We start from the raw sequence: 24,358 nt of genomic DNA on the forward strand, positions 1-24,358 counted from the left end.
CTCCACCATCGAACGCGGCAAGAGCCGCAACGACGACCTCGCCAACGCCTACCGCGACTGGCTCCTGACCGCTTGACACGAGATAGGAGCATCACTGGGAGGACGGCCGTCAACACCCGCTTCGGCATCCGGCCGAGCCCTCGCACTTGTTCGTACGCGGCGCTACCATGTTCGTATGCGAAAGAAGATCGTCACCATCGGCAACTCCGCCGGCGTCACGATCAGCCCTGCCGACCTGCAGGAGCTGGGCATCGGCGTCGGCGACCCTGTTGAGGTTACGGTGCGCGGCGGAGTTCTTGAGCTGCGCGCCGTGAACAAGTACGAGGGCATGAACCTCGACGAGCTCTCTTCGATCCTGGACAAACGGCGGACCCGACGGTGACGCTGGATCACGCGAAGTTCCACGAGGAGATCCAGGCCACGGCCATCTTCGAACCGGACTACGCGGACGACGTCCTCGCTCGCCTCGCGTACAACTCATCGGCCATAGAGGGCAATACGCTCACCCTTGCCGACACGATCACCCTCCTCGTCGACGAACGGACACCCAGGGCCGGGACTCCAGTACGCGAGCTCTACGAGGTGTCGAACCACCGCGGGGCGATCACACGCATCCTGCGTGCCGTGGCAGACGCCGAGCCGCTGACCGCTCAGCTCGTCACCGAGCTGCACGGCCTTCTCATGGACCACCTGGCACATGACCATGGGCAGTACAAGACGTCGAGCAACCGCATCACGGGGGCATCCTGGCGTCCGGCAGAACCGTCGCAGGTGCCGCAACTCATGCAGCAGTGGGTCGACCAGACCGAGTGGCAGACCGCGAATCTCGACGGCCCTCCACTCCTGGAGGCGATCGCACAGAGTCACATCACGTTCGAACGCATCCACCCGTTCAGCGACGGCAACGGCCGGACCGGCCGGGCGGTCATCGCCTACCAGACGGTCCGGAAGTACGGCTTCCCGGCAATCGTCCGCGTCGACCAGCGATCCAGCTACATCACGATGCTCGATGCCGAGGACGTGCCCGGGCTGGCCACGCTTCTCGCGACCAATCTCGCTGCGGAGGCTGACCGCTACGGCCTCGCCGCAGCGCCGTCGGACGCCTGAGCCTGCTTCCATCGCCGCACGCGCAGCTTCATGATCAGCCCGGGGATGCCGACTCCCAGCAGGACCGGGATGGCCGCCATGATCCCGACCCAGAGGACGATGGCGAGGTAACCGAGCGCGGACTTGGACGAGTCGGCGTCCGCCTGGACGAGGAACACGACGCTCACCACTGACGCGACCACCACGAACACCGCGATGACCGCAGCACCCCAGACCAGGATGTTTGCCCATCGCCGGTAGGAGACCGTGATCTCGCGGGCCTGCGGTGGCGCGTACCCCTGCGGGGCACCCGGCGTCTGTGCGTAGTAAGGGCCTGGCTGCTGATCCGTCATGGGTGTACTTCTACCACCTCACGGACCAGCAGCCACCGCCTCACCGTCTGAGCGCCCGCCGCGCCAGCCCGTTCCCCAGCCACTGCACGGCCTGGACGATCACCACGATGATCACCACGACGACGGCGGTCACCGCCCAGTCGTACTGCTGGTAGCCATGAACAATTGCGAAGTCACCCAGCCCACCGGCACCGATGTACCCACCGATCGCGGACATGTCGAGGACGCCCACGAACAGGAACGTGTAGCCGAGGATCAGGGGCGCGAGCGCCTCGGGAACCAGCACCGTCCGCACGATTCGGAACGGTGAGGCCCCCATGGCCCGAGCGGCCTCGACCACTCCCGGGTCGATCGAGACGAGGTTCTGCTCCACGAGTCGCGCGAAGACGAACGTCGCCATGAAGCACATCGCGAAGGTGAACGCCTCGATGCCGATCGTCGAGCCGATGACGGCACGGGTCAGCGGCCCGAGCGCCACCAGGAAGATGATGAAGGGTATGGGCCGCACCACGTTGACGGCGACGTTCAGCACCGCGAACACCACCCCGTTACCGAGCAGGTTCCCGGGTCGGGTCAGGTACAGCCCGAGGCCGAGGGCAAGCCCGAGGAAGCCGCCCACGAGCAGCGTGATCAGCACCATGTACGCGGTCTGGCCCGCGGCCTGCCAGAGCAGCGGCGTCAGTTGATCCCAGCTCATGCGGCCGCCCTCCCGTGGTCGTCCACCCAGGTGACATAGCGCAGCGCGGCCACGGCGGCCTCCACCGCGGCCGCGTCACCGACGAGCTCGACGGTCAGCGACCCGTACGGCCGCTCGGCGACCTCGGTGATACCACCGAAGACGACGGTCCCGTCGACGCCGTGCTCACGCAGCGTGCGCGTGAGTCCCGCCGACGAGCCCGCTACCTCGTCCACGCCCACCGTCACGATGTGCCCGGCATGCCGGGTACGCAGGCGTGCCAGCACCTCCGGCGACGGCCGGTCACGCAGCGCGGTAGCGACGAACCGCCGGGTCACGTCGTGGGCGGGCGCGCTGAACACCTGGTACACCTCGCCCACCTCGACGACCCGACCGCGATCCATCACGGCGACGCGGTGACAGATCGAGCGCACGACGTCCATCTCGTGCGTGATGACGACAACGGTGACGCCGAGCTCCCGGTTGACACGCTGGAGCAGGTCCAGCACATCGCGCGTGGTCTCGGGGTCGAGGGCCGACGTCGCCTCGTCCGCCAGCAGGATGCGCGGGTTCGTGGCGAGGGCTCGCGCGATACCGACGCGCTGCTTCTGCCCGCCCGACAGCGCGGACGGGTACACACCCGCCTTCTCCGAGAGTCCGACGAAGTCCAGCAGCTCGGCCACCCGGGCCTCCCGCCGCAAACGCGGCCAGCCGGCCACCTCGAGCGGATAGGCGACGTTCCCCGCGACGGTCCGGGAGGCGAGCAGGTTGAACTGCTGGAACACCATCCCGATCCCGGCCCGCACGGGACGCAGCCGGGCCTCGTTCAGGGCACCGAGCGCGACGCCGTCGACCACGACGTCGCCCCCGGTGGTGCGCTCCAGCGCGTTGATCAGCCGGACCAGGGTGGACTTGCCGGCACCCGACTGACCGATGACGCCGAAGATCTCGCCCTCGCGGATATCGAGGGTGACATCGTCGACGGCGCGCACCTCGGCGCCCCGCCCGCGGCCCGGGAACACCTTGGAGGCGCCATCGAACCGCACGATGCTGCCGGCGGCAGCTCCGGTCGCGGCAGACATCAGGAGGCGTCCGCCTCGATACCGGCCAGGATCTCCTGGAGCTCGGAGGCCGGGTTGTCCTTGATGACGCCGGTGCCGCCTGAGGCCTCGAGCACGCCCTCCTCGACCTCCGGGGAGTGGTAGATCTCGATGAGCTGCTGGAACACCTCGTTGTCGGCGTCGGCCGCCCGCGCCACCCACACGTTGATGTACGGCTCGGCCGCGGACGAGTCCGGGTCGTCAGAGAAGATGGCGTCCTCGGCGGTCAGGTCGGCGTCGCCCACGAAGTCGTTGTTGATGATCGAGGCATCGACGTCCTGCAGCGCGAGCGCCGTCTGCGCGGCGTCGACCGGGGTGACGGTCACGCGCGACTCGTCCTCGAGGATGTCGGCCGGCGTGGAGAACGCGCTGCCGCCGTCACGCAGGGCGACCAGCCCGGCCTCCTGGAGCACGAGCAGCGCCCGGGCCTGGTTGGTGGCGTCGTTGGGGATGGCGACCTCGCCGCCGTCGGGGATCGCTTCGACGCTGTCGTGCTTCTGGGAGTACAGGCCCAGCGGGTAGACGGCGGTCGCACCGATCGGCGTGAGGTCCTGCCCCGAGGCCGTGTTGTAGCCCGCGAGGAACTGCAGGTGCTGGAACTGGTTGAGGTCGAGGTCGCCGTCGGTCAGGCCCTGGTTGGGCAGCTGGTAGTCGCTGAAGTTCACGAGCTCGACGGTGATGCCCTCCTCCTCGGCCAGGTTGCTGAAGGTGTCCCAGTAGTCGTCGCCGGAGTTGACGACGCCGATGCGTACCGGGTCCTCGGCGGTGCCGGCGGCGGCCGTGGCGTCGTCCCCGGCGCCGCAGGCACTCAGCGCGAGGGCTGTGGCGGCAGCGAGGCCGGTGGCCAGGACAGAGGTGAAGCGAGACATGGGTGGTCCTCTCAAGGGCGCACTGGCGCGGGTATGCCTGTGCTCAGGATGCGTGGGGTCTGCGCCTGGCGCAGGCCGAGATGTGACGGCGGGCCACGGCCATCAGCAACGTGGCGAGCTCGGAGGAGTTCGAACAGCCCTCAGCGGGCCGCGGGACAGAGCGGCGCTCTCAGCGCTCGCACATTCGCTCGCCGCGCACGTGAGCGCGACACATGGCGTCGCGACAGGTGCGCGACGTCGTTGCTGCGGTACAGGTGCGGGTCATACGGACATCGTGCGGCACTGCACGACGTCGAGGCGAATCGCCTCGGGCAAATCCCACGATGCGAAACGAAAGCCATCCACATAGTGGATGGACCGCTGGATTCCGGGCGCTAAAGGACCCCTCGCACACCCACCAGAGCTCACTTACCCTTGCTGCCTTCCGGCCCTGGGGGAGTTCGGCGAGGTGATGCCGTACGAGGGGTCTGCCCCCAGCCTAACCGATCCGGGCACCCCGGCCCAACCAGCCGGAACCCGCTGTACGCCACCTCACAGCCGCGCCGCGCGCTCCGATTCGTTGTCCGAGCACGGCGTCCGGTATCCTCGTCAGGCCGCGCCAGACTTCGGTCCTGTGGCCGCGCGCCGCCTCGGCGAAGCGCGAGGAGGATTCGCCTAGTGGCCTATGGCGCACGCTTGGAAAGCGTGTTGGGTTAACGCCCTCGGGGGTTCGAATCCCCCATCCTCCGCAGTGCGCAAGGGCTCGGAACTGTTGGAATTCCAACGGTTCCGAGCCCTTCGTCATGTCCGGCGGGGGCCGCTCCCAGACGATCGACTACGTCACGACCGCCATTCCGCGCGGTAGTCCGGGTGGTCGGCGAACACCATGGCGTGGGCCAGGACTGCGACCTGGAGTCCGGCGAACAGGTTCCTGGTCACTGCGACTTCGTCCGCGCTTCCGCTGTCCAACGCCTTGGCCAGGACCCGGCCAAGCTCCTCGTACGTCTCCACGATGGTCCGCTTGGCCGCGATGTCGACGAGGACCTGGGTCGGGCTCCAGCGGTCGATGTGCCGCTGCTCCGGAAGGAACGGGGCGGCCACCGCGGGCTCGCCATGGGCCTCACCCGGATGCGAAGTGGCACTGTCGGCCGTTCGTGCGATCGACTCGTCCTCGTCCAGTCGTGCAGTCAGAAACTCGGTGATGGTCATGCCGCCGATCCTTCCACGCGCTCCCGGGCACGGAGCCGTCATCGTCGTCTCAGGACGATTCGTCAACAGGCTCGTCGTAGCGCCGGTAGCTCTCCGCCATCGGCCCCACCGGGGCGATGCTCCCGAGGATCGCGTCGCTGATCGCCGTGAGCTGCGTCACCTGCTCCGGGGTGAGCACGTCGATCACATGCCGCCGGACCGTGGCCACGTGGCCCGGCGCGGCGGCACGCATCTTCTCCCGACCGCCCTCGGTGAGCCGCGCATTGGTGGCCCTGCCGTTCTCGGGACATGGTGAACGCTCGACGCACCCCCGGCCCTCCAGGCGCGCCACCACGTGCGAGAGCCGCGACAGCGTCGCGTTCGCCGCGCCGGCCAGCTCGGTCATCCGCATGGTCCCGGCGGGCGCCTCGGACAGCTCTGCCATGACGAAGTACTCGAAGTGCGTGACGCCGGAGTCGCGCCGCAGCTGACTGTCGAGCACCCCGGGAACCAGCTCGAGCACCGCTACGAACCGGACCCACGCCGCCATCTGACGGCGGTCGAGCCACCGGGTGTCGTCCACGCCGCCAGGTTCCCACGGGACGGTTGAAGCTTCAACTCACACCGTGTTAGCGTGCCACGGAAGTTGAAGCGTCAACTTGATTCACCCCCAGCCCCGTTGCTCATCAGCCAGCAAGCCAGCACAAGCACAGGGAGATGCCCATGAAGTTTCAGTGGACCAAGGACCTCGCAGTACTCGTCGCCCGCGTAGCGATCGGGGTGGTGCTCGTCGCGCACGGCGCCCAGAAGTTCTTCACGTACGGGATCGCCGGCACCGGCGACTCCTTCGCCGGCATGGGCATCCCCGCTCCCCAGGCCGCCGCCCTGTTCGCGGCAGTGGTCGAGCTCGTCGGCGGTGCCGCGCTGATCCTCGGCGCCGCGACCTCGATCGCGGGCATCCTGGCGGTCCTGAACATGCTCGGGGCGCTCGTGCTCGTGCACCTCGGCAACGGCGTGTTCGTCGACGAGGGCGGCTTCGAGCTGGTGGCCGCGCTCGGCGCCGGCGCGCTCCTCCTGGCAGCCACCGGGCCCGGTGCCTGGAGCGTGGACCACCTGGTCGGGCGTGCGGTGACGACCCGGCGCGCGCAGGCGACGTCGGCCTGAGCCTGGCAGTTCGCCAACCCGTCACACGGCGTTGTGGACGTGCTCACCTCTGTCTGGTCGGGTGAGCGGGCACCAGTTCCCTGACCTGGAGGAGCGCCCATGTCCACCACTCCTGGCACTGCCGGAGTCTCACGCCGCACGATGTTGACGGCCGCAGGTGCAGCCGCAGCAGGCGCCCTCGGCGCCTCCACCGCACTGGCCGGCCCGGCCTCCGCCCAGACCGCAGGGGCCGGCCGGCCAGTGATCGGCCGTGCAAGAGGCGAGCTGCTCCACGCCATGAGCTTCAACGTCCGCTACGACCACGAGGGCCAGACCCGGCCCGGCGAACCCGACTACTGGCCGGAGCGCGCACCGCTCACCACGGAGTTCCTGCGGCTGGAGCAGCCGACCGTCCTGGGGGTCCAGGAGGTGGAGTTCAACCAGCTCCCCGCCATCGAGGAAGGGTTGGGGAAGCACTACAAGATGGTGGGCTTCGGGCGCGACGGCGGGGCGGCCGGCGAGTACTCGGGCATCTTCTACGACGCACGCCGTCTGACCGTGAAGTGGTGGGACCAGTTCTGGCTGTCCGACACCCCGAAGGTCATCGGCTCCGCCACCTGGGGCAACACCGTCACCCGGATCGTCAACTGGGCCGAGCTGCACGACAGCGTGACCGGCCGCGACTTCCTGCACATCAACTCGCACTTCGACCATCAGGCGGAGAACGCACGGGTGCGCAGCGCGCAGGTCGTCCGCGACCAGGTGGCGGCAACCAACCTACCCGTCGTCTTCACCGCCGACTGCAACGCAGCGGCCGAGGGCTCGGCGCCGTACGACGTCCTGGTGACCGACGGCGGCCTCCGGGACACCTGGCTCGACGCCGACCGGCAGCTCACCCCGTACGCGGGCACGTTCCCCAACTACGGGACGCCGAACCCCGACGGCGCGCGCATCGACTGGATCCTCACGTCACCCGGCGTCGAGGTTCGTGCGGCGGCGATCAACACGTGGACCCGCGGCGGCCGGTACCCGAGCGACCACACCCCGGTCCAGGCGCTGCTGAAGATCTGAGGTCTCTACGTCGGGATATCAGGCCCGACGGCGGGTGAACAGCGCCGCGCCGATGCCCGCCGCGCCGACCACGATGCCGGCCACGCCGAGCCAGCGGCCCACGGGGTCCACGGCCGGGGCGTCGTCCGCGACGGCAGCGTGACCGGAGGCGTCACCCTCTTCCGCATCTTCGGGCTTCCCTGCCGCAGACCCGTGGTGGTGCCCGCCCTCCGCCTCGGCGGCGGTCGTCGTGAACACGGGTGCGGGGGCCTCCGGCTCCTTGCCGTCGTCCGTGACCAGGTCGTCCCAGTCGACGACAGTGCCGTCGGTGTACGTCTGGTGGGCGGGGAGCACTATCTCGGTGCCCTCCTCCGGCAGCGCCCCGACCCGGACGGCGAACTCCTGGTACTCGTGCGGCGGAACCTCGTTGCCCTTCTCGGCAGTCCAGGTGATCCGTGCCGGCGCCTCGTCGACCGTCGCGCCCTCTACCTCGAACGGCTCGTCGAGGGGCCGTACCTCGACCTCCACGTCCCAGCCGGGCAGGGAACGCGGCGTGACGCTGAGGAACGGGGTGTCGGTGGGCAGATCGACCACGAGCTTCTCGGTCGACGCGCTGTCCGACTCCGTCGGCACGCGGAACGTGAGGCTCGCGTAGCTCTCGGCGGCGGTCGTGTCGGGGTTCACCGTCACGTGGGCGTAGGCCACGGTGGGCAGCAGCACCAGGACGGCGGTTGCGGGGACTGCCGCGAGGGCGCGGCGGGCAGGCATGCTGAAACGAGTCATGTTCTTGTTCCTTCGGGTGCGGCGGGTGGCACGAGCAGCCCGACGGTCCCCCGGTTCACAGGAGCGCACGGCCGAGGCCCACGGCGCCTGCGGACGGGTTCACGGAGCTCGATCAGCGAGCAGGCGTGGCCGGCTCGTCGCCGGTGGACTTCCGAATACTGATCCTGGGCTGCGGGTCGATCTCGGCGGCCGGCACACATCCCTCGGCATTGGTGAGCGGCGTATCCGCCGAGATGCCGACGTCAGCGATGTCCAGAGGGGCTTCGTACTCCGCCCCGATCAGCAGATCGACCGTACGGTCGTTGTCCTTCCGATCGTCCAGGACGAGCCGGACATCCGGGAAGTGCGCCGCGATGGTGTACGCGGCGACGATCCCGCCCTTGCCGAACCGCAGCTCGGAGTACGTGACGTTCTGCTCGGCGTTGGTCACGTCGATGACCTCGAAGCCCCGCTCCGTGAGCGTGTTCCCGTACGCGCCACCGAGGCCGGTCTGGCCGATGCCGTCGACGCCCTCGCCCGAGGCGTTCAGCACCCGGACCTGGACGCTCGAGTACGCGATCGGCAGGGCGCCGTCCGGCTGGCCCTCCACCGCAGGGAGGCACGGCACAGGGAAGGTCTCCTGCTCCGCCACGCCCACCGTGTTGAACGGACGGTTGAACGGCGAGCTGATGGCGCCCGAGTAGACCGCGAGCGCGAAGATGCCGCAGACCGCCAGGAACGCGATGAGCACGCCGAAGACCACTGCCTGGCGCTCGTGCTCTCGGCGACGGCGCTCCACACGCGCCTGGTCGTGCCCGGGGGTTGTCACTCTTGGAACCTACCTGAGGTCAGCGGATGGTGAGCACGCGAGCGTGCAGTACTGGACGTTGTTGCAGTGCGGCGCGCACCGCGCGGTGCAGGCCGTCCTCGAGATACAGGGTGCCCTCGTACTCGACGACGTGCGCGAACAGGTCACCGTAGAACGTGGAGTCCTCGGCGAGCAGCGTATCGAGGTCGAGCGTGCGCTTGGTGGTCACGAGCTCGTCGAGCCGCACCTGGCGTGGCGGCACGTCTACCCAGTCACGTGTGCGCGAGCGCCCGTGCTCGGGGTACGGGCGGCCGTCACCTACGGCCTTGAAGATCATCGGCCCATCCTCACTGGACTCGGCGGGGCACGGTCCGGGAGCGGCGGTGAGAACCTGCCTGCTGACGCCGAACGGCGCCTCGAACCCTACCGGACGGAGCGTACGGAAGACACCGGCACACCCCGCCCGGAAGGTCAGCCGTTCTGCAGGTCACGCCGCCGGAAACCGGTGAAGGCGAGCAGGAGCAGCAGGGCGGCGACGCCGCACAGCCCCCACAGGTGAGCCGCATCGACGCCGTCGACCATCGGGTTGCCCACCCACCAGAAGGGCGAGATCCCCCGCGCCCAGTCCGGCAGGCCGAACAGGTCCGCGAACATCCCCACCACGAACACGTAGCCGAACAGCACCCAGGCGAGGCCGGTGGCCTTCGGCACCCAGGCGTAGAGCGCGGCCGCGAACGCGACGATCACCGCGAGACCGGGCAGGTAGGCGAGGGCGAGCTCCAGGTAGGCATCGAAGCCGGGCTCGTCGAGGCCCGACGACGCGGCGCCCGCCCACAGGGCCAGCACACCGGTCACCTGCACGACGGCCGCACCGGCCAGTGCGAGGACCAGGCCGGAGGCGAACCACCGCGCACGGCTCACCGGCTTGGTGAGGGCGAGCTCGGCACGGCCGCTCTCCTCCTCCCCCTTGGCCCGGAGCGCCATGGCCACCCCGAATGCCGCTGCGCCGGAGCCGGCGTACAGGCCGAACACCCCGAGGAACGTCCGGATCAGGTCGTCGCCCTCGCCCAGGATCGCGGAGTACACGGGGTTGTCGGCGACGGACTCGACGAGGTCGGGCACCGCCTCGACCACCCCGCCGGAGGCGAACCACATGAGGCCGAGCCCGAGGCTGGTCCACAGCAGGGCCATCCGCTGCTGGACCCCGGCCAGGGCGAAGGGCCCGGTCAGCGCGGGGTCGGCGTCGGACCGGCCCGCTCGGACGGCGACCAGACCCGCGCCGAAGTCGCGGCGCGACCCGAGCACGGCGGCCAGCGTGATGAGGAGGACGATCGCTGCCGCGCACAGGCCGAGCGGCCACCAGCGCATGTCCACGAAGACCCGGGTCTGCTGTACCCAACCGATCGGGGACAGCCAGGACAGCCAGCTCCCGTGCTCCTCCTGGATGTCGCCGATGGCCCGGAGCGAGTAGGCCCCGCCGAGCACGGCGAGCGAGATTCCCGTGGCTCCACGCCCGTGCTCCATGGCCTGCGCGGCCACCAGCGCGACGGCGCCGAACACGAGCGCGCCCAGAGCTACCGAGAACGTCATGGTGAACGACTCGGCCGCGTCGAAGTCATAGGCCACCAGCACCAGGCCCGAGACGACGGCGACGAGCACGTTGGCGATCACCACCTGCAGCAGCGCGGCCACGGACGACGCGTGGCGGCCTACCGCGCCGGCACGCACCAGCTCGGACCGGCTGCTCTCCTCCTCGGCGCGCGTGTGGCGCACGACCTGGAGGATGCTCATCACGGCGAGCGTGAGCACCAGCCACAGGATCAGCTCGTTCGCCACGGCCGCACCTGGCGTGTAGTCGTCCACGCCGTAGCCGGGGCCGGCCATGGAGATCATGGCGGGGGTCCGCATGAGGGTTGCCCGGACCGACATGGCCTCAGGATCGTCGCCCAGGATCACGTACTCGCCGAGCGCACCCGCGTAGAGCAGCGCGACACCCAGCGGCCAGACGAGCAGCCGCAGCCGGTCCCGGCGCAGCATGACGCGCAGCAGGCGGCCAGTGCCCGCGAGCGTGGAGCCCAAGGCCGGTCCGCGCACGGCGGCCGGTGCGGCCGGCGCGGTAGCGAGGGCGGTCATCGTGCGTCCGCCGGTGCGTCGCCGTAGTGGCGCATGAACAGCTCCTCCAGCGACGGCGGGGTCGCGGTGAGGCTGTGCACGTCGAGCGCGGCGACGGCGGACAGCACGGCGCCGATCTGCGCGTTGTCGACGTCGAACGTGGCCCGCGTGCCGCCGTCGGCCGGCGTGGTGACCAGGTCGTGGACGCCGTCCAGCCGCATGACGGACGACGGGTCGCCCGCCACCACCGCGGTCACGCTCGTGCGGGTGAGGTGCCGCAGCTCGTCCAGCGTGCCCGACTCGACGTCGGTCCCGTTGCGGATGATCGTTACCGTGTCGCAGACCTTCTCGACCTCGGACAGGATGTGGCTGCTGAGCAGCACCGACCGGCCCGCCGCCTTGGCCTCGCGGACGTACTCGGTGAACACGGCCTCCATGAGCGGGTCAAGGCCCGACGTCGGCTCGTCCAGCACGTACAGCTCCGCGTCGGTCAGGAAGGCCGCGACCAGGGCGACCTTCTGCCGGTTGCCCTTGGAGTAGGTGCGCGACTTCTTGCGCGGGTCCAGCTCGAAGCGTTCCAGCAGCTCGGCCTTGCGCGCCGCGAGCCGCTTCTTGTCGTGGCGGCCGCTGAGCCGGGCGAGGTAGTCGATGCACTCGCCGCCGGTCAGGTTGGGCCACAGGCTCACGTCGCCGGGCACGTAGGTGATGCGCTTGTGCAGCTCGACGGCGTCGCGCCACACGTCTCCGCCGAACAGGCGGGCGGAGCCGGAGTCGGTGCGCAGGAGGCCCAGCAGGACGCGGATGGTGGTGGACTTGCCCGCCCCGTTGGGGCCGAGGAACCCCCGGATCTCGCCGGGCTGGACGGTCAGGTCCAGGCCGTCGAGGGCCTGGACCGTACCGAAGGACTTGCGCAGGTCGTGGATCTCGATCGCTGGTGCCGCGGTCATGGCTCGCTCGCTCTCGGACGTCGGAAGGGGATGGGCAGGCGCTACTCCTCCCCCGACGGCGGGTCCGGCACGTACATCAGGTACTCGTCGAGCATGCGGCGCGACGTGAGGAAGCCCTCGGTGAACAGCTCCATCATCGGCAGGTAGCTGTTCGTGAAGTAGCCGCGGACAATCCCCGCGAGGTCGCTCGGGTCCGACGGCGGGTTGAGCGTCACCTCGAGCAGCAGCGCACCGAGTGACGAGAGAGTGAGGTAGCGGGCCCGCGCGGCCTCGTCCCGGCTGGGCACGATCACGCCCGCCGCTACGCCGTCCTTGGTGTAACCCACCGCGTCGTCGACCATGTGGCCGATGAAGTCCTGGGCGAGGGCGCTGCCGTCCTGCATGGACCGCAGCACGTAGCCGACGATGGGCGCGTTCTCGTCGACGGCCGCGAACTTGTGGAAGAAGCTGTGGCCCGCGGCGGCCTCGGCGACGTTCTCGCGCTTGAGCCTGCCGATCGTGGCCAGCAGGTGCGCGTCGCACTCGGCGCGCAGCTTGTCCTTCGATCCGAAGTGGTGCATGACGAGGCCCGCGCTCACGCCCGCGTCGGACGCGATGGCGCGCACCGAGGCGCCGAAGCCCTCCACCGCGAACCGGTTGATCGCGGCGTCGCGGATCCGGGCGCGCGCGGTGAGGTCGCTCGTGCTCGACTCTCCGCTGCCCGCTTCTGCGGCACTGGCTGAACGCATGTTCAACATGCTAACCACGCGTTCAGTCCGGTGTCCAGACATGAGTCAGGCGCACGGATCACCGGGTGCGATCCGTGCGCCTGAGACCCGCGTGGTCAGCCCTGGGCGGTGCCTCGCCAGCGCCCGATGGCGCCCATGACGTGGTAGATCACCAGGGCAGCGGCGGTGCCGAGGGCGATGCCGCCGAACTCCAGGTCGCCTACGGTCCACGTGAAGCCCGCGATGCCGATGACGAGCGGCACGGCTGCCGTCGTCAGGTTGACCGGGTCCGAGAAGTTGACCTTTGCCTGCACCCAGATGCGTGCGCCCAGGATGCCGATCATGCCGTAGAGCATGGTCGTGACCCCGCCGAGCACGCCCTCGGGGACGCTCGCGATCAGCTCACCAAACTTCGGCGAGAGGCTGAGCAGCAGCGCGCCGAACGCGGCGACCCAGTACGCCGCCGTGGAGTACACCCGGGACGCCGCCATGACGCCGATGTTCTCGGCATACGTGGTGGTGCCGGAGCCGCCGCCGAGGCCGGCGAGGGTCGTGGCGACGCCGTCGGCCAGGAGCGCACGCCCGGTCAGCGGGTCGTAGTTGCGGCCGGTCATCGCGGCCACCGACTTCACGTGGCCGACGTTCTCGGCGATGAGCACCAGCACCACCGGGAGGAACAGGCCGAGCACGTTCAGGTCGAACGACGGCGCGACGAAGTCGGGCAGACCCAACCAGTCAGCCTTCCGCACTTCCGAGAGGTCGACCTCGCCGCGCAACGAGGCGACGACGTACCCGATGACAACGCCGAGCAGGATCGCCAGCCGACCGACGAGACCACGGAACAGGACCTGGATCAGGATGATCGAGGCCAGGGTGATCACCGCCGTCACCGGAGAGACCTGGAAGTTCTCCCACGCCACATGCGCCAGGTTGAGGCCGATCAGGGCCACGATCACACCCGTCACCACGGGCGGCATCGCGATCTGGATCCAGCGCGGCCCCGCGAAGTGCACCACCACGCCGACGAGCGCCAGCAGCACGCCTGTGGCGACGATGCCACCGAGCGCCACCGACTGCCCGCCGGACGCCGTCGCCGCCCCGATCGGCACGATGAACGCGAAGCTGGACCCGAGATAGCTCGGCAGCTTGTTCCCCGTGATCAGCAGGAAGGCGATGGTGCCGATCGCCGAGAAGAACAGCGTGGTCGCCGGGTCGAACTTCGTGATGACCGGCACCAGGAACGTGGCGCCGAACATCGCGACGATGTGCTGCAGACCGATCCCGATGGTGCGCGGCCAGCTCAGCCGCTCGTCGGGGGCGACCACCTCACCGGGGGTGATGCGGGCGCCGTCGCCGTGCAGCTTCCAGCCGAGTCGCATGGTGTTGTCCTTGATCTCGCAACGGGGGTGTCGCGCGGATCTTAGCCGCAGGTACTGCGGTACTCACCGATCAGCTGGTCCGGGACGGGGGGCGGGCAGAGGAACTGCGTGTACCGCTCGTCGTCGTCCACGTAACGCTTGAGCCAGGACAGGCTGTACCTGGCGATGGTCGTGCTGTCGGTAGTTGGCACGGAGTGTGAAGCGTCACGCAGCTCCAGGTACGCCTTGTCGCCGTCCGCCGGCAGCGACTCGTAGAACCGTTCGGAGTGCGACCGCACCGGCGCGATGTTGTCGTCCTCGGCGCCGATGATCAGGGTCGGCGTGGTGACCTCGGGGAAGGACTTGTCGGTGTTCCACGGCGCCAGCGGGATCGCCGCCTGCAGCGCCGGGTAGTCCTTGGCGGCCTCCAGGCTGCCACCTCCACCCATCGAGTGGCCCATCACGGCGAGCCGGCCGGGGTCGATCCGGTCCGCGAGCTCGGTGCGCTGCAGGTGGTCCAGCGCGGCGAGCAGCTGGTCACCGCGTCGGTCGGGCGAGTCGGACAGGCGGAGCGTGTCGATCGTGATCACCACAAAACCCTGCGACGCGAGGCGCGGACCCAGCCAGGCGACCGCGGCCTGCGAGGACCGGTAGCCCGGCGACACCGCCACCGCGCCGAAGGTGCCCTCGGAGGTGTCGACGGGGTAGTACACCGTGCCGCCGCCGAAACCCTCGGCGGCGGCACGCGTGACGACTGCTGTCCCGATCTCGAAGGCGCCCCGGGCCGTCTCGATGCTCTCCACTGTCGGGTCGGGTCCGCGCTGATAGCTGTCGTCGGCGACGGCGGAGGGCACTGCTACGAGGGTTCCTGCGACGAGCGTGGTCGCCGCGAGAGCGGCTCGGACGGCACGAGAAAAGCTCTGCATTGAGTTCTCCGATGTGTGTCGCGGCAAGCACGGCCGAGACGACCATAAGAAGAAACTCTCCGCCCGGCCTGCGCTAGCCGTAATTTCGGACCAGAGGCGGACGGTGCACGTCAGCCCAGCTGCGGGCGCACCTCGCGCGCGATCAGGTCGAGGTGGTCCAGGTCGGCCAGGTCCATGATCTGCAGGTAGACGCGCTGGATCCCCGCGGCCTCCAGCGCCTTGAGCCGGTCCACGACCTCGGTGACCGTCCCGGCGATGCCGTGCTCGCGCAGCTCAGCGGGCTCGCGGCCGATCGCCGCCGCACGCTTGGTGAACTCGGCCTCGTCCTGGCCGACGACGGCGACCAGCGCGACGGACTGGACCAGCGACCCGGGCGCGCGCCCGGCGTCGGCCAGTGCCTTGTTGATGACCTCGATGCGCGGGCCGACCGCGTCGATCTCCGGGAACGCCTGGTTGTACTCGTCGCCGTACCGCGCCGCGAGGGCGGGCGTCCGGCGCGGGCCGCCGCCACCGATGAGCACGGGGATCCTGGACTGCAGGGGCTTCGGCAGGGCCGGCGAGTCGACGATCTCGTAGTGCTCGCCGGAGAACGAGAACTTCTCGCCCACCGGGGTGCCCCACAGACCGGTGATGACCGCGAGCTGCTCCTCGAGGATGTCGAACCGCTTGTCCGGGAACGGGATGCCGTACGCGCTGTGCTCGGCCCCGAACCAGCCGGTGCCGAGGCCGAGCTCCACGCGGCCGCCGGACATCTGGTCCACCTGCGCCACCTGGATGGCGAGGACGCCGGGGTGGCGGAACGTCGCCGAGGACACCAGCGTGCCGAGCCGCACGGTGGACGTGTCGCGGGCGAGACCCGCGAGCGTGATCCAGGAGTCGGTGGGGCCGGGCAGGCCGTCGCCGTCACCCATGGCGAGGTAGTGGTCAGACCGGAAGAACGCGCTGAACCCGAGGCGCTCGGTCGCCTGGGCGACAGCAAGCTGGTCGTCGTACGTCGCACCCTGCTGGGGCTCGGTGAAGATACGCAGGTCAAGAGTCATGGCCTCAACGATGCCACGCCCCACCGACATCGGCCGCGAGCGACCAAGGGGCTCAGTCGAAGGCGGGGTCCGTCGTGCGGGAGCGCTTGATCTCGTAGAAGTACGGGTACCGCGCGAGCGTCACGGAGGCGTCGAACAGGGCGGCCGCCTCCTCGCCGCGCGGGATGCGCGTGAGCACCGGGCCGAAGAACGCGACGCCGTCGACGTGGATCGTGGGCGTGCCGACGTCGTCGCCGACGGGCTTCATGCCGGCCTCGTGGGAGGCCGCGAGCGCCTCGTCGTAGTCGGTGGACGTCGCTGCCGCGACGAGGTCGGCGGGCAGGCCGGCCTCGGCGAGGGCCTCGACCGCCACCGCGTCGAAGTCCTTGTTCTGCTGGTTGTGGATCCGGGTGCCCGCGGCGGTGTAGAACGCGGAGAACGCCTCGGGGCCGTGGTCGGTCTGGACGGCCGCGGCGATGCGGCCGATGCCGCGGGACGTCTCGATGCGCGTCCGGTAGCTCTCCGGGATGTCCCTGTCCTTGTTCAGCAGGTACAGGCTCATCAGCTTGAAGGTCAGGTCGACGTCGCGGAGCTGCGCCACCTCGAGGGCCCAGCGCGACGTGATCCAGGCGAAGGGGCACATGGGGTCGACGTAGACGTCGACGACGGGCTTGGCAGCGATCTCGGTCACGCGCAGCAGACTACGCTCACTGCGTGACCGGGATCCGTTGGGCGAGTCTCGCCACCGTCGTCGGCGGTGGGGTGATCTTTCTGGTGTGCCTTGTCGGAGTTGTACTGGGTCATCCGTGGTCGGCGGTACCCGGTGGCCTCGGCCTCCTTATGGCCGTGCGCGAGGTGCGCTACCTGCACAGACTCCGGTCCGGCAAGATCTCGAACCCGGAAAACTAGCGCCTTGACCACCACGTATCGCTCAAGGATTTTTCCCGCGCCCCGAGGGGTACGCGGTAGCCTGCCTGGCATGACCGCCGTCCGTACCCACACGCATGCGCAGGCAGTAGACGTCGCGGTGGACCTGTTCACCCGGCAGGGGTACGAGGGGACCACCGTCGAGGAGATCGCCGACGCCGCAAAGGTCAGCCGGGCCACGTTCTTCCGCCGGTACCGCTCGAAGGAGGACGTGGTCTTCGCCGACCACGAGCTCCTGCTCGAGGAGGTGGTGGTGATGCTGGCCGCCACCCGCCCCGACGCCCGCACCAGCGAGGAGTCCGGGCACGACCTCGGCCGCGCCTGGGACCCCGACATCGACCCATACCTTGAGGTGTGCCGCGCGGCACGCATGGTGTTCGACCACCACGTGGGCCAGCGCGAGACGTCGCTCGCCCGGTACGCCCTGCTGCAGCAGGTCCCTGCCCTGCGCGACCGCGAGCTCATCACCACGCACCGCTACGAGCGGGCGTTCACGCACTACCTGCGCGACACGCTGCCGCCGGAGCGGTCGACGTCCACGGCGTCGATAGCGTTCGCGGCGTCCGTCGTCGCGGTGCACAACGCGATACTGCGGCGCTGGCTGCGCACGCCGTCGCTCGAGCTGCGGCCCGAGCTCGAGGAGGCGTTCGCCGACCTGCGGCGGGCCGCCGTCCTCGGCGCCGCGGGCCACGCTCCGGCGGGCGGCGGCGGCGCGCCGTCGGGCCGCCGTGTGGTCGTGACCGTCGTCTCGGGGGGTGCCGGGCCGGACGAGGTGGCTCGCGCGGTCCGGGAAGCCCTGGCCTAGCCCGCTCGCGCCGGATCTTCCGCGCGGGAATGGGGTCGTGGCATCCTGTGTTCCGCTAGCAGCAGTGAAGTAGCTCAAAGTGCAGCAGATGCACACGTGCTCCGGGGTCGGTGAAATTCCGAGCCGGCGGTGACAGTCCGCGACCCGCGTCGCTCCTTCGGGAGAGGCTCGGTTGACCTGGTGAAACTCCGGGACCGACGGTTAAAGTCCGGATGGGAGGAAGCACGTGCGGCGCGCGCCGCCACCCCTCGGGGTGCCGTCTCGCGCCGTCGTCGGTGTCCTTGTGGCGCGCCGACCCTCACCCCGGAGTCCCCGTGTGCGGACCTTCGGAGAGGGAAGAGACATGGACTGGTTCCGCGCCGCCTACGATGCGACGTTCCTGGTCGCCGACCAGCAGATCTACTGGCGCGAGGTGATCGGCAACCTGTTCGGCCTGGCGTCGGCGCTCGGCGGCCTGCGCCGCAAGGTGTGGGCCTGGCCGGTGGGCATCGTGGGCAACATCCTGCTCTTCACGGTGTTCATGGGTTCCTGGTTCGGCGACGCGACGCGAGCGGACATGCTGGGCCAGGCCGGCCGGCAGATCATGTTCATCGCCGTGTCGATCTACGGCTGGTACCGCTGGCGCCAGACCCAGCGACTGGGCGGCGTCGGCACGGTGGCGGTGCACCCCCGCTGGGCCTCCTGGCAGGCCCGCGTGGGCCTGGTGACCGGCATGTTCGCCGGCACGCTGCTCCTCACCCCGCTCTTCCGCACCCTCGGCTCGTACGAGCCGGTCTGGGCCGACGCCTGGATCTTCATGGGCTCCGTGCTCGCGACCTACGGCATGGCCAAGGGCTGGGTCGAGTTCTGGCTGGTCTGGGTGGCCGTCGACCTGGTCGGCGTCCCGCTGCTGTTCTCCGCCGGGTACTGGGCGACCGCCCTGATGTACCTCGTCTACGGCCTGTTCACGCTGTTCGGGTTCTTCGCGTGGTGGCGCATCAGCCGCCGTGAGAGCGCGGAGCCGGACGAGCCAGCGGTCGCCACCGCCTGAGGGCGTAGCGTCGGGCTCCGTGACCTCACGGGACCGCACGGCCAGGATCGGGATCGTCGGCTCGGGCTTCCGGGCCCGGACCATGCTGCGGGTGCTGCATGCGCTGCCCGACCACTTCGAGGTGGTCGGCATTGCCACCCGCAACGCGGCGGACCGCGCGGAGCTGGCGGCCCGCGGCCTTTCCGCCGCGGGCCTGCCCGGGCTTCCCGCGCCCGCCTACGCCTCGGTGCCCGAGCTGCTCGCCGGCGGCCGGCCCGACGTCGTCCTGCTGACCCTGCCGGCGGGCGCCGCCCAGCCGGTGATCCGCGACCTCGCCGCCGCGGGCGTCCCCGTCCTGACGGAGACACCCGCGGCGGGCACGGTCGAGGAGCTGACGGCGCTGCAGCGACTCGTGGACGACGGCGCCTGCGTGCACGTCGCCGAGCAGTACCGCCTGGAGCCGCTGGTCGGGGCGCAGCTCGCGGTCGCCGGCTCGGGGCTGCTGGGGCCGGTGACTGACGCGCACGTCGCCGTGGCGCACGACTACCACGGCGTCAGCGTGCTGCGCCGGGCCCTGGGCGTCACGTTCGAGGACGCGACGATCACGGCCCGGCGCGATGCGCGCCGCGTGCTGCCGAGCCCCAGCCGCGCGGGCGATCCCGAGGACCTGGACCTCGTCGACACGGTGCACGCGACCGCATGGCTGGACTTCGACGGCAGGCTCGGCACCTACGAGTTCGACGACGTCCAGTACCGCTCCTGGGTCCGCTCCCCCGCGTTGCTGGTCCGCGGTGAGCGCGGCGAGCTGCGCGACGACGTCGTGCGGCACGTCGGCGCCGACGGGCTCCCCCGGCGCTCCACGCTGGAGCGGGTGGCCGCGGGCGGGGCTGGCAGCCACGAGGGCCTGTTCCTGCGCGGCTACACGCTCGACGGCGACTGGCTGTACCGCAACGCCTTCCGCCCGGCCCGCCTGCCGGACGACGAGCTGTCGATCGCGCGCATCGTCGCCGACATGGCTGACCACGTCCTGCTCGGGGCGCCGTCGCCGTACTCGGTGGCCGAGGCCGCGCAGGACCAGTACCTCCAGCTCGAGGTGCGGCGCGCGGCGGCGTCGGGCGAACGAGTGCGGACCCAGCCGCAGCCGTGGGCCGACGGGCGGGCCTGCCGCCATGCCGACCAGGCCCAGATGTGAGACCTAGTATCGTTTGACCTGAGATCCAGTACCGGAGCACCATGGAACCATGACTCAGACCCCAGGTGTGACGGCGCCCGACTACGACGTCTCGCAACCGCTCGACATCGACTTCGCCGGCGCCTTCGCCGACGTGACGGAGGAGGAGCGGGCACACCAGCTCGCCGTCCGCCAGTTCGTGCAGGACGAGGTCCTGCCGGTCATCGACGGGTACTGGGAGCGGTACGAGGTCCCGCTGGACCTGGTCAAGCGCATGGCCGAGCTGGACTTCCTGCGCGACGGCGTGGACGTGCCCGGCTACCCGAAGATCTCCAAGATGGCCGAGGGCCTGGCCGCGATGGAGATGTCGCGCGGCGACGGCTCGGTCTCCACCATCTGCGGTGTGCAGGGCGGCCTCGCGCTGCGCTCGATAGTGATGCTCGGCTCCGACGAGCAGATCGAGAAGTACGCGGGCCCCATGGCCCGCGGCGAGATCCTGGGCGCCTTCGCGCTGACCGAGCCCACGCACGGCTCGGACTCGGTGGGTCTGGAGACGTCGGCAGTGCCAGAGACGCGGGACGGCGTAGAGGGCTACGTCATCAACGGCGAGAAGAAGTGGATCGGTCTGGGCTCGATCGGCGACATCTCTGTCGTGTGGGCGCGTGGCGAGGACGGCCAGGTGCACGGCTACATCGTGCCGCAGGACGCCCCCGGGTACGAGGCGACGACCATCGAGGGCAAGGTCTCGCTGCGCGCCATCCACCAGGCGCACATCGTGCTGAACGACGTGTTCGTCCCGGCCGGGAACCTCCTGCCCAAGGCCCGCACCTTCAAGGACACCGGGCGCGTGCTGTTCGCGACCCGCCTCGGCGTCGCCTGGCAGGCAGTCGGCCAGGCCGTCGCGTGCTACGAGTCGGCAGTGGCCTACTCGAAGCAGCGCACGCAGTTCGGCCGCCCGCTGGCCGCGAGCCAGATGGTGCAGGAGCGCCTCACCAAGATGCTGTCGATCCTCACGCAGATCCAGCTGCTCGTGAAGCAGATGACGCGGCTCGACGAGGCCGAGCAGCTCACGGGCCCGCAGGCCTCGCTCGCCAAGTACACCTGCACGCGCGGCGCCCGCGAGATCGCGGCCATCGCCCGCGACCTGCTCGGCGGCAACGGCATCCTGCTGGAGAACCGCGTGGCCCGGCACTTCACCGACATCGAGGCCCTGCACACCTACGAGGGCACCGAGAGCGTGCAGGCACTGATCATCGGCCGCGAGATCACGGGCACCAGCGCGTTCGCCTGATCGCTCCGCCAACGGGCCGGGGGTAGGGGAAACCCCACCCTCGTGCCGTGGGGCGGCAGCATGTCGCGGCGCCGCGCGTCGGCCTAGTGTCATGCACATGACCAGCGATGACGGCCCGACGCCGCCCCAGCCCCGCACCCTCGAGGACCGCGTCGCGCCCGCACTCGTCTCGGCCCCCGCGTTCTTCCGGGCGCCGTACGACGCAGCCACCTGGCGAGCCTTCGCCGCCCTCGCCGTCGGCTCGCTCTGGCACCTGACGGGCGGGCTGGTCCTGTGGGTCCTCGTCGTGGTGTCCGCCGGCCTCGTCCCGGCGCTCGGCGTCGGGTTGCCGCTCCTCGCCGCCTCCCTGATCGGCGCACGGTGGTTCGGCGGCGTCGAGCGCGCCCGCATCGCCATCCAGACGGGGATCACGATCCCCGCCCCGCCGCCGCTCCGGGTTCCCGCCCGGCGCAGGCTCGGGTCGACGCTGTGGGCGCCGGTCCGCGACAACCGGGCGTGGGCCGCCACCCTCTACTCCTTCCTCGCGATGCTGGTCGGCTCCTTCCTCTTCTCGGTCGCCGCGGCGCTGGTCGGCGGGGCCGCCGCCGCGCTCGTGTTCGTGGCACTCGGCAGGGACAGCGCCCTCGCGGACTGGTCTGGCCTGTCGTGGCCCGCAGCGGTCGTCGGTGCGCTCTCCGGCGCCGTCCTGCTCGTGTGGGCCGCTGCCGCCCTCGCGCAGTACGGGTCGTACCTCGTCCTGCGCCTCGCGACGTTCCTGCTCGGACCGTCCGCCGCGGACATCGCCCACGCCCGCGCCGCCGCCGCCGAGCAGGAGACGCGCCTCGCCGAGGCGTCCGCACACACCGCCAGGGAACGGGCGGTGGTCCTCACCGAGTCGCGCACCGCGGTCGTCTCGGCGGCCGACACCGAACGCCGTCGCATCGAACGCGACCTGCACGACGGCGCCCAGCAGCGGCTCGTCGCCCTCGGCGTCGAGCTCGGTGTGGCCCGCCGGCTGGCCGACAAGAATCCTGAGCACGCGGTAGCGGCCCTGGAGCTCGCGCACCGCGAGATCAAGGAGACGCTCGCCGAGCTGCGCGACCTGGTGCGCGGCATCCACCCCGCGGTCCTCTCCGACCGCGGGCTCGACGCCGCGCTCTCCGCCCTCGCGGGGCGCAGCCCGGTGCCCGTACGCGTCGAGGTCACCGGTGACCTGTCGCCCGCGAGCGCCGCCGCGCAGGCCGCCGCCTACTTCGTGGTCGCCGAGGCCCTGACCAACGTCGCCAAGCACGCGGGCGCGGACTCCGTCCGGGTAGTAGCGGTCCTCGTGCCCGACGACGACCCGGTGCGCCTGCGCATCACCGTGCACGACGACGGCCGCGGCGGCGCCGAGCTGTCCCACGGCAGCGGCCTCGAAGGCCTGCGTGGCCGTGTCCTGGCCCTCGACGGCACGTTCGAGCTCGACAGCCCGCCCGGTGCGGGCACCCGCCTGACCGTGGAGGTCCCGTGCGCATCGTGATCGCTGAGGACTCCGTCCTCCTCCTGGACGGCCTCACCCGGCTGCTCGCCGCCGAGGGGCACACCGTGACGGGGCACGGCACGGCGGACGCGCTCGTCCGCGCGCTCTCCACGCCCGACGTCGAGCTGCCGGACCTGATCGTCACCGACGTCCGGATGCCGCCGTCGCACACCGACGAGGGGCTGCGCGCCGCCGTGCACCTGCGCAGCCTGCACCCTGATCTGCCGGTCCTCGTGCTGTCGCAGTACGTGGAGCAGAGCTACGCGACGGAGCTGTTCGCGCGTGGTGCCCGCGGCCTGGGGTACGTGCTCAAGGACCGCGTCGCCGACGTCGACGAGTTCCTCGACGCGGTAGCCCGGGTGTCCGGCGGCGGCACCGTCGTCGACCCCGAGGTGGTCACGCAGATCATCGCGCGGCACCCCGGATCCGACCTCGACGTACTGACCCGGCGGGAGCGCGAGGTGCTCGCGCTCATGGCCGAGGGCCGCTCCAACGCCGCCATCGCGGACCGCCTCGTCGTGGGGCTGGCCGCGGTGGAGAAGCACGTCACCAACATCCTGAACAAGCTCGGCCTCCCGCCGGCCCCCGACGACCACCGCCGTGTGCTCGCCGTGCTGCGCTGGCTCGACCAGAACGGATCCCGCTCATGAACCAGCCATATCCCCAGGACGCCCCGGTCCTCGCCGACGCACCGGAGCCGCCGCAGCGCGGCGCCACCGGCCGCGTCCTGTCGGCCGCAGGCATCGCTCTCGCCCTCGCCGCGATCGTCCTGGGCGCACTGTTCCTGACCGACCTGATGATGTCGGAGACCCGCACCACCCACCAGTCCTACGACGCCGTGGACACCGTCGAGCTCGTGGCCGACGGCGACGTCACCGTCACCGCCGCCGAGGGCGACATCGAGGTCGACGTCATAGCCCACAGCGGCCTGCGGGAGCCCACGTACTCGACCGACGAGTCCGCGAGCCGGCTCGAGCTCACGCACCGGTGCGGCTGGTTCATCGCCCTGCCGCGCTGCTCGGGCGAGCTCGACGTCGAGCTGCCTGCCGGCACCGAGGTAGTGATCCGCACGGAGAACGGTGACATCGTGGCGACCGGCCTGGCCGGTGACCTGTCCCTGGACACGAGCAACGGCGACGTCGAGGCCACCGGGCTCACCGGCCCGCTGAACGCCCGTTCAAGCAACGGCGACATCGACGTCAGCGACTCCCAGGCCGACGTGGACGCCTCGACGTCGAACGGCGAGATCTCGGTCGCCGACATCGACGGCACGGTCACCACCGACAGCAGCAACGGCGAGATCACGATCAGCTCGGTGACCGGCGACGCCTCCGCGGACACCAGCAACGGTTCGGTGGAGATCTCAGCGGTCGACGGCGACGTCTACGGCGTGTCCAGCAACGGCGAGGTCACGGTCGTCGGCGACGGCGAGCCCGTAGCCCTGACGATCGACACGTCGAACGGCGACCAGATCATCGAAGGATCCACCGACCCCGACGCCGAGCGCACGGTCGAGATCCGCAGCTCCAACGGCGACGTGGCCTACCTCGACAGGTAGCCGCGGACAGGTCGGT

28 protein-coding genes, 1 tRNA gene, 1 other RNA gene and 1 riboswitch are annotated in these 24,358 nt (G+C 70.5%); of the genes, 13 read left to right on the forward strand and 17 right to left on the reverse strand.

Features of this window, described 5'->3' with window-relative positions:
* The first annotated feature begins 175 nt into the window (after positions 1–175).
* Together AB0F70_RS18285 and AB0F70_RS18290 are read left to right on the forward strand one after the other, a co-directional pair.
* Positions 176–382, forward strand: coding sequence for a hypothetical protein (locus tag AB0F70_RS18285; protein WP_357451161.1), 207 nt, complete (start codon positions 176–178; stop codon positions 380–382).
* Complete coding sequence (locus AB0F70_RS18290; RefSeq protein ID WP_357451164.1) at positions 379–1,107, forward strand: Fic family protein; 729 nt, start codon at positions 379–381, stop codon at positions 1,105–1,107. The genes AB0F70_RS18285 and AB0F70_RS18290 overlap by 4 nt, the downstream gene beginning before the upstream one ends.
* Here AB0F70_RS18290 and AB0F70_RS18295 read toward each other — a convergent pair.
* From AB0F70_RS18295 to ffs, 5 genes are all read right to left on the reverse strand, one after another.
* Entirely contained in the window at positions 1,074–1,439 is a 366-nt protein-coding gene (locus AB0F70_RS18295; protein WP_357451167.1) for a hypothetical protein, read from the reverse strand. The genes AB0F70_RS18290 and AB0F70_RS18295 overlap by 34 nt on opposite strands.
* 40 nt (positions 1,440–1,479) lie before the next feature.
* Positions 1,480–2,136 (reverse strand): ABC transporter permease subunit, encoded by a 657-nt coding sequence (locus tag AB0F70_RS18300; RefSeq protein WP_357451170.1) that lies wholly within the window; start codon positions 2,134–2,136, stop codon positions 1,480–1,482.
* Entirely contained in the window at positions 2,133–3,197 is a 1,065-nt protein-coding gene (locus AB0F70_RS18305) for an ATP-binding cassette domain-containing protein (protein WP_357451173.1), read from the reverse strand. The genes AB0F70_RS18300 and AB0F70_RS18305 overlap by 4 nt, the downstream gene beginning before the upstream one ends.
* On the reverse strand, positions 3,197–4,084 hold the full coding sequence (locus AB0F70_RS18310) for a MetQ/NlpA family ABC transporter substrate-binding protein (RefSeq protein WP_357451176.1): 888 nt from the start codon (positions 4,082–4,084) through the stop codon (positions 3,197–3,199). The genes AB0F70_RS18305 and AB0F70_RS18310 overlap by 1 nt, the downstream gene beginning before the upstream one ends.
* Before the next feature lie 374 nt (positions 4,085–4,458).
* Positions 4,459–4,555, reverse strand: an RNA gene (gene ffs, locus AB0F70_RS18315) — signal recognition particle sRNA small type.
* Positions 4,556–4,727: 172 nt separating this feature from the next.
* Between ffs and AB0F70_RS18320 the strand changes: the two genes are divergently transcribed.
* Positions 4,728–4,812, forward strand: a tRNA-Ser gene (locus tag AB0F70_RS18320).
* Positions 4,813–4,903: 91 nt separating this feature from the next.
* Here the strand turns inward: AB0F70_RS18320 and AB0F70_RS18325 are convergent.
* A complete protein-coding gene (locus AB0F70_RS18325) occupies positions 4,904–5,272 on the reverse strand; it encodes a DUF6221 family protein (protein ID WP_357451179.1) in 369 nt (122 codons plus the stop codon).
* Between the two features lie 49 nt (positions 5,273–5,321).
* Positions 5,322–5,834, reverse strand: coding sequence for a MarR family transcriptional regulator (locus AB0F70_RS18330; RefSeq protein ID WP_357451182.1), 513 nt, complete (start codon positions 5,832–5,834; stop codon positions 5,322–5,324).
* A 140-nt stretch (positions 5,835–5,974) separates the two neighbouring features.
* On the opposite strand from AB0F70_RS18330, the gene AB0F70_RS18335 reads away from it, so the two are divergent.
* Both AB0F70_RS18335 and AB0F70_RS18340 read left to right on the forward strand, forming a co-directional pair.
* Positions 5,975–6,415, forward strand: a complete 441-nt coding sequence (locus AB0F70_RS18335; RefSeq protein ID WP_357451185.1) for a DoxX family protein — start codon at positions 5,975–5,977, stop codon at positions 6,413–6,415.
* 99 nt (positions 6,416–6,514) lie between these two features.
* Positions 6,515–7,465: an endonuclease/exonuclease/phosphatase family protein gene (locus tag AB0F70_RS18340; protein ID WP_357451188.1), complete on the forward strand. Its 951-nt coding sequence runs from the start codon at positions 6,515–6,517 to the stop codon at positions 7,463–7,465.
* 18 nt (positions 7,466–7,483) lie between these two features.
* Here the strand turns inward: AB0F70_RS18340 and AB0F70_RS18345 are convergent, their stop codons facing one another.
* The 10 genes from AB0F70_RS18345 to AB0F70_RS18390 form a co-directional block, all read right to left on the reverse strand.
* Positions 7,484–8,227 (reverse strand): YcnI family protein, encoded by a 744-nt coding sequence (locus tag AB0F70_RS18345; protein ID WP_357451191.1) that lies wholly within the window; start codon positions 8,225–8,227, stop codon positions 7,484–7,486.
* A gap of 112 nt (positions 8,228–8,339) precedes the next feature.
* On the reverse strand, positions 8,340–9,035 hold the full coding sequence (locus tag AB0F70_RS18350; protein WP_357451194.1) for a LytR C-terminal domain-containing protein: 696 nt from the start codon (positions 9,033–9,035) through the stop codon (positions 8,340–8,342).
* Between the two features lie 19 nt (positions 9,036–9,054).
* Positions 9,055–9,351, reverse strand: a complete 297-nt coding sequence (locus AB0F70_RS18355) for a type II toxin-antitoxin system VapB family antitoxin (RefSeq protein WP_108493446.1) — start codon at positions 9,349–9,351, stop codon at positions 9,055–9,057.
* Positions 9,352–9,485: 134 nt separating this feature from the next.
* Positions 9,486–11,147, reverse strand: a complete 1,662-nt coding sequence (locus tag AB0F70_RS18360) for a hypothetical protein (protein ID WP_357451198.1) — start codon at positions 11,145–11,147, stop codon at positions 9,486–9,488.
* A complete protein-coding gene (locus AB0F70_RS18365) occupies positions 11,144–12,073 on the reverse strand; it encodes an ABC transporter ATP-binding protein (protein ID WP_357451201.1) in 930 nt (309 codons plus the stop codon). The genes AB0F70_RS18360 and AB0F70_RS18365 overlap by 4 nt, the downstream gene beginning before the upstream one ends.
* 41 nt (positions 12,074–12,114) lie before the next feature.
* Positions 12,115–12,801, reverse strand: coding sequence for a TetR family transcriptional regulator (locus tag AB0F70_RS18370; RefSeq protein WP_357451204.1), 687 nt, complete (start codon positions 12,799–12,801; stop codon positions 12,115–12,117).
* Between the two features lie 95 nt (positions 12,802–12,896).
* Positions 12,897–14,159, reverse strand: coding sequence for a solute carrier family 23 protein (locus AB0F70_RS18375; protein ID WP_357451207.1), 1,263 nt, complete (start codon positions 14,157–14,159; stop codon positions 12,897–12,899).
* Positions 14,160–14,200: 41 nt separating this feature from the next.
* The gene (locus AB0F70_RS18380) at positions 14,201–15,064 is read right to left on the reverse strand and encodes an alpha/beta hydrolase (protein WP_357451210.1); all 864 of its coding nucleotides are present in this window, start codon (positions 15,062–15,064) and stop codon (positions 14,201–14,203) included.
* A 110-nt stretch (positions 15,065–15,174) separates the two neighbouring features.
* Positions 15,175–16,104 (reverse strand): LLM class F420-dependent oxidoreductase, encoded by a 930-nt coding sequence (locus AB0F70_RS18385; RefSeq protein ID WP_357451213.1) that lies wholly within the window; start codon positions 16,102–16,104, stop codon positions 15,175–15,177.
* Between the two features lie 52 nt (positions 16,105–16,156).
* Complete coding sequence (locus AB0F70_RS18390) at positions 16,157–16,774, reverse strand: disulfide bond formation protein DsbA (RefSeq protein WP_357451216.1); 618 nt, start codon at positions 16,772–16,774, stop codon at positions 16,157–16,159.
* 23 nt (positions 16,775–16,797) lie between these two features.
* Between AB0F70_RS18390 and AB0F70_RS18395 the strand changes: the two genes are divergently transcribed.
* The 8 genes from AB0F70_RS18395 (at position 16,798) to AB0F70_RS18430 (ending at position 24,342) form a co-directional block, all read left to right on the forward strand.
* Positions 16,798–16,992, forward strand: coding sequence for a hypothetical protein (locus AB0F70_RS18395; RefSeq protein ID WP_357451219.1), 195 nt, complete (start codon positions 16,798–16,800; stop codon positions 16,990–16,992).
* A 70-nt stretch (positions 16,993–17,062) separates the two neighbouring features.
* Positions 17,063–17,815 carry a helix-turn-helix domain-containing protein gene (locus tag AB0F70_RS18400; RefSeq protein WP_357451222.1) on the forward strand — a complete coding sequence of 251 codons (753 nt, stop codon included), beginning with the start codon at positions 17,063–17,065 and terminating at the stop codon, positions 17,813–17,815.
* Positions 17,816–17,907: 92 nt separating this feature from the next.
* Positions 17,908–18,045, forward strand: a riboswitch (FMN riboswitch).
* A 113-nt stretch (positions 18,046–18,158) separates the two neighbouring features.
* Positions 18,159–18,845 (forward strand): nicotinamide riboside transporter PnuC, encoded by a 687-nt coding sequence (gene pnuC / locus AB0F70_RS18405; protein ID WP_357451225.1) that lies wholly within the window; start codon positions 18,159–18,161, stop codon positions 18,843–18,845.
* Between the two features lie 19 nt (positions 18,846–18,864).
* The gene (locus AB0F70_RS18410) at positions 18,865–20,016 is read left to right on the forward strand and encodes a Gfo/Idh/MocA family oxidoreductase (protein ID WP_357451227.1); all 1,152 of its coding nucleotides are present in this window, start codon (positions 18,865–18,867) and stop codon (positions 20,014–20,016) included.
* Between the two features lie 49 nt (positions 20,017–20,065).
* Positions 20,066–21,286: an acyl-CoA dehydrogenase family protein gene (locus AB0F70_RS18415; RefSeq protein WP_357451230.1), complete on the forward strand. Its 1,221-nt coding sequence runs from the start codon at positions 20,066–20,068 to the stop codon at positions 21,284–21,286.
* Positions 21,287–21,383: 97 nt separating this feature from the next.
* A complete protein-coding gene (locus AB0F70_RS18420; protein WP_357451232.1) occupies positions 21,384–22,784 on the forward strand; it encodes a histidine kinase in 1,401 nt (466 codons plus the stop codon).
* Positions 22,772–23,434, forward strand: coding sequence for a response regulator transcription factor (locus tag AB0F70_RS18425; RefSeq protein WP_357451235.1), 663 nt, complete (start codon positions 22,772–22,774; stop codon positions 23,432–23,434). Before AB0F70_RS18420 ends, AB0F70_RS18425 begins: the two co-directional genes overlap by 13 nt.
* Entirely contained in the window at positions 23,431–24,342 is a 912-nt protein-coding gene (locus AB0F70_RS18430) for a hypothetical protein (protein ID WP_357451238.1), read from the forward strand. Before AB0F70_RS18425 ends, AB0F70_RS18430 begins: the two co-directional genes overlap by 4 nt.
* Positions 24,343–24,358 lie beyond the last annotated feature (16 nt).

This window comes from Promicromonospora sp. NPDC023805 (genome assembly GCF_040639635.1).
GTDB lineage: Bacteria > Actinomycetota > Actinomycetes > Actinomycetales > Cellulomonadaceae > Promicromonospora.

What these genes read in the sequence shown, in the direction of transcription:
- AB0F70_RS18295 (WP_357451167.1), bottom strand. Translation starts at nt 1,439, where the DNA reads ATGACGGATCAGCAGCCAGGCCCTTACTACGCACAGACGCCGGGTGCC.
- AB0F70_RS18380 (WP_357451210.1), bottom strand. Translation starts at nt 15,064, where the DNA reads ATGCAGAGCTTTTCTCGTGCCGTCCGAGCCGCTCTCGCGGCGACCACG.
- AB0F70_RS18345 (WP_357451191.1), bottom strand. Translation starts at nt 8,227, where the DNA reads ATGACTCGTTTCAGCATGCCTGCCCGCCGCGCCCTCGCGGCAGTCCCC.
- AB0F70_RS18285 (WP_357451161.1), top strand. Translation starts at nt 176, where the DNA reads ATGCGAAAGAAGATCGTCACCATCGGCAACTCCGCCGGCGTCACGATC.
- AB0F70_RS18385 (WP_357451213.1), bottom strand. Translation starts at nt 16,104, where the DNA reads ATGACTCTTGACCTGCGTATCTTCACCGAGCCCCAGCAGGGTGCGACG.
- AB0F70_RS18365 (WP_357451201.1), bottom strand. Translation starts at nt 12,073, where the DNA reads ATGACCGCGGCACCAGCGATCGAGATCCACGACCTGCGCAAGTCCTTC.
- AB0F70_RS18420 (WP_357451232.1), top strand. Translation starts at nt 21,384, where the DNA reads ATGACCAGCGATGACGGCCCGACGCCGCCCCAGCCCCGCACCCTCGAG.
- AB0F70_RS18360 (WP_357451198.1), bottom strand. Translation starts at nt 11,147, where the DNA reads ATGACCGCCCTCGCTACCGCGCCGGCCGCACCGGCCGCCGTGCGCGGA.
- AB0F70_RS18370 (WP_357451204.1), bottom strand. Translation starts at nt 12,801, where the DNA reads ATGCGTTCAGCCAGTGCCGCAGAAGCGGGCAGCGGAGAGTCGAGCACG.
- AB0F70_RS18375 (WP_357451207.1), bottom strand. Translation starts at nt 14,159, where the DNA reads ATGCGACTCGGCTGGAAGCTGCACGGCGACGGCGCCCGCATCACCCCC.
- AB0F70_RS18335 (WP_357451185.1), top strand. Translation starts at nt 5,975, where the DNA reads ATGAAGTTTCAGTGGACCAAGGACCTCGCAGTACTCGTCGCCCGCGTA.
- AB0F70_RS18310 (WP_357451176.1), bottom strand. Translation starts at nt 4,084, where the DNA reads ATGTCTCGCTTCACCTCTGTCCTGGCCACCGGCCTCGCTGCCGCCACA.
- pnuC (WP_357451225.1), top strand. Translation starts at nt 18,159, where the DNA reads ATGGACTGGTTCCGCGCCGCCTACGATGCGACGTTCCTGGTCGCCGAC.
- AB0F70_RS18415 (WP_357451230.1), top strand. Translation starts at nt 20,066, where the DNA reads ATGACTCAGACCCCAGGTGTGACGGCGCCCGACTACGACGTCTCGCAA.
- AB0F70_RS18400 (WP_357451222.1), top strand. Translation starts at nt 17,063, where the DNA reads ATGACCGCCGTCCGTACCCACACGCATGCGCAGGCAGTAGACGTCGCG.
- AB0F70_RS18305 (WP_357451173.1), bottom strand. Translation starts at nt 3,197, where the DNA reads ATGTCTGCCGCGACCGGAGCTGCCGCCGGCAGCATCGTGCGGTTCGAT.
- AB0F70_RS18300 (WP_357451170.1), bottom strand. Translation starts at nt 2,136, where the DNA reads ATGAGCTGGGATCAACTGACGCCGCTGCTCTGGCAGGCCGCGGGCCAG.
- AB0F70_RS18340 (WP_357451188.1), top strand. Translation starts at nt 6,515, where the DNA reads ATGTCCACCACTCCTGGCACTGCCGGAGTCTCACGCCGCACGATGTTG.
- AB0F70_RS18325 (WP_357451179.1), bottom strand. Translation starts at nt 5,272, where the DNA reads ATGACCATCACCGAGTTTCTGACTGCACGACTGGACGAGGACGAGTCG.
- AB0F70_RS18430 (WP_357451238.1), top strand. Translation starts at nt 23,431, where the DNA reads ATGAACCAGCCATATCCCCAGGACGCCCCGGTCCTCGCCGACGCACCG.
- AB0F70_RS18355 (WP_108493446.1), bottom strand. Translation starts at nt 9,351, where the DNA reads ATGATCTTCAAGGCCGTAGGTGACGGCCGCCCGTACCCCGAGCACGGG.